The organism is Mesorhizobium sp. M1A.F.Ca.IN.022.07.1.1 (genome assembly GCF_003997575.1).
GTDB lineage: Bacteria > Pseudomonadota > Alphaproteobacteria > Rhizobiales > Rhizobiaceae > Mesorhizobium.
Window position 1 is genome coordinate 1 of sequence record NZ_RZST01000574.1, and the last position, 2,008, is coordinate 2,008.

Annotated in this window: 2 protein-coding genes, 1 tRNA gene and 1 pseudogene; 1 reads left to right on the top strand and 3 read right to left on the bottom strand. The window is 59.2% G+C overall.

Annotation, left to right across the window (positions count from 1 at the left end):
* The first annotated feature begins 260 nt into the window (after positions 1-260).
* Positions 261-446, top strand: a complete 186-nt coding sequence (locus EOA75_RS32270) for a hypothetical protein (protein WP_095801251.1) — start codon at positions 261-263, stop codon at positions 444-446.
* Positions 447-539: 93 nt separating this feature from the next.
* Here EOA75_RS32270 and EOA75_RS34340 read toward each other — a convergent pair whose 3' ends face one another.
* The 3 genes and pseudogenes from EOA75_RS34340 to EOA75_RS32285 form a co-directional block, all read right to left on the bottom strand.
* Entirely contained in the window at positions 540-848 is a 309-nt protein-coding gene (locus EOA75_RS34340) for a hypothetical protein (protein WP_067329947.1), read from the bottom strand.
* Positions 849-1,548: 700 nt separating this feature from the next.
* Positions 1,549-1,622: transfer RNA gene (locus tag EOA75_RS32280), tRNA-Gln, on the bottom strand.
* A gap of 143 nt (positions 1,623-1,765) precedes the next feature.
* Positions 1,766-2,008, bottom strand: a pseudogene (locus EOA75_RS32285) (UPF0104 family protein); the annotation flags it as partial.

The window sequence follows — 2,008 nt, forward strand, 5'->3', positions numbered from 1 at the left end:
GTGTTGCTGCGGCCCAAGCCGCAGCAACACGGCATGCCGCTGTGGCACCTCGATTCCCGCTTCGCGACGATCCTGTCTGGAACCTTCTACGTTGCGTTTGACGACACATACGACGCAACCAAGCTCAAGGCCCTTCCGCCTGGTGGCATCTACGCTGAGCCGGCCTAGGCAGCCGTTCGGTTGCCGAATGGTGTGAGTAAGAAAACCTGAAGGGTTGAGGCGACCTACACGCGTCATTGGTTCGCCTCAGGCATTGTTTCATGATTGCACTCGTCCGCATTGCCCTCAGCCGGCCCTATACCTTCATCGTGTTGGCGCTGCTGATCCTGATCATCGGCCCGCTCGTGGCCCTGCGCTCGGTGTGCCCCCACACCCAGCGGCGGGCTAAGGTGACCGGCGCCTTTTCTCGTGGGGGAGAATTGCCTGAGAGCCCGGCGCCGGCCTAGCGACTAGTGGTCCGCCGCATATGCAAGATAGCTAATTCTACCTCAAAAGGACATGGTGTGATCGCGTAACCTCTTTGGCAATCGCCCTGGCGATCAGGAATAATCCTCACCGGTGCGGCGACCCCAATTTGCGAGGATCGCCATGACAATGAAATTTCCCTTCACGGAAGACACACTCGGCAAAAGCTGGAGGCCGGGACGGGTCTTTCTGTCTATTGCCTCACTTGCCGGCGGTCGGCGGTATTGGACGTTGCCGCACTGGTGAAACGGCTCGGGCCAGACCATAAATGCCTGCTTTGCGTACCAGTTGATGGGATCGCCTACAGGACTGTTGTTCGATGGCGCAAGAGTGATCGCGTAGGCGTTGAATTCAAGGGCACCGAGCCAAAGCCGAAGTTCCATTACGGTGAATGCCGGCTCCGGCCTTCCTGTCTCTAGTGGCAGAAATGTCACGCAATCTGAATATGCAGCGCTTCAACTAGGGCGCGCTTATGATCCCTCTTACCGAGGCGTACCGTCTTGGCTGCGAGGGATGCGGGGACCACTGGAGCGCTCGCTGCGGCAACGCAGCGGGCGCTTCGCATGGGAGCGATGGCGATGTGCACCAGAGCAGGGCTAGCATCCGGCTTCCGGGCTTTCTGTCAGCTCACTCTCCGGCTGGACCGCCAGCGCGCGGTCTCGATGTCGTCGCGGGAAATCCCCATGTCGCTGAGCATGTCGTCCGGTGAGTCGCTCAGATCGTCAGTTGCCTTCAATAGCGCCCTCTGATCGGCTCGGCGACCAAACCAATCGACAACGGGACCAGCTACGACTAGAGGAAGGTTCATAAGCATAGGAAGGTTCACAAGCATCAGGGCACTCCCTTCACCGCTGCACAAGCTAGGCCGATGCGCCAGGAGCGTCTGTGACAGGATTCACAGACCCGTTAGTGCCTGCTAATTCAAGAACGTGCCGAGAACATCACCGCCATTCCGTGTGAGCGGGAATGTTTTGCAATGCACGGAAAACAAGGGCTTAGGTGAGAGCGTGTTGCAAATGTGATGTAACCACGGTCCGGAGACCATGTTTTCATCTAAGGCATTGTTCTGCTTGGATATTTCGTTGGCTGGGGAACCTGGATTCGAACCAGGACTAACGGAGTCAGAGTCCGCTGGTCTACCGTTAACCTATTCCCCAGCAGGCGCGGTCGGTATCGCGCGAAGCGGGCGGCTCAAGCGCCGCGAGCGCTGCCTTGTAGCCGCCATCCGAAAATAGTCAACCCCGCGCCGCAGTTCAACCGCAGCCTTTTTCTCATTCGATCGCGGGCCGCACGGGGACGCTCAGCCTTCGCCGCGGCTGTATTGCGAATGCTCGAAGAACAGCACCACGCCGAGCCCGATCAGCAGCGGGATGATCAGGTAGAACAGGCGGAACACCAGGAGTGCGGCGAGCACGCCGACCGGATCCATATGCGACAGTCCGGCCAGGAAGACGACCTCGAAAACGCCGAGGGCGCCCGGCGCATGCGACAGCAAGCCGACCGAAAAGGATATCATGAAGACGCCCAGCACGACGAAATAGCC

Coding starts and splice junctions, on each gene's coding strand:
- EOA75_RS32270 (WP_095801251.1), top strand. CDS start 261: ATGATTGCACTCGTCCGCATTGCCCTCAGCCGGCCCTATACCTTCATC.
- EOA75_RS34340 (WP_067329947.1), bottom strand. CDS start 848: ATGGAACTTCGGCTTTGGCTCGGTGCCCTTGAATTCAACGCCTACGCG.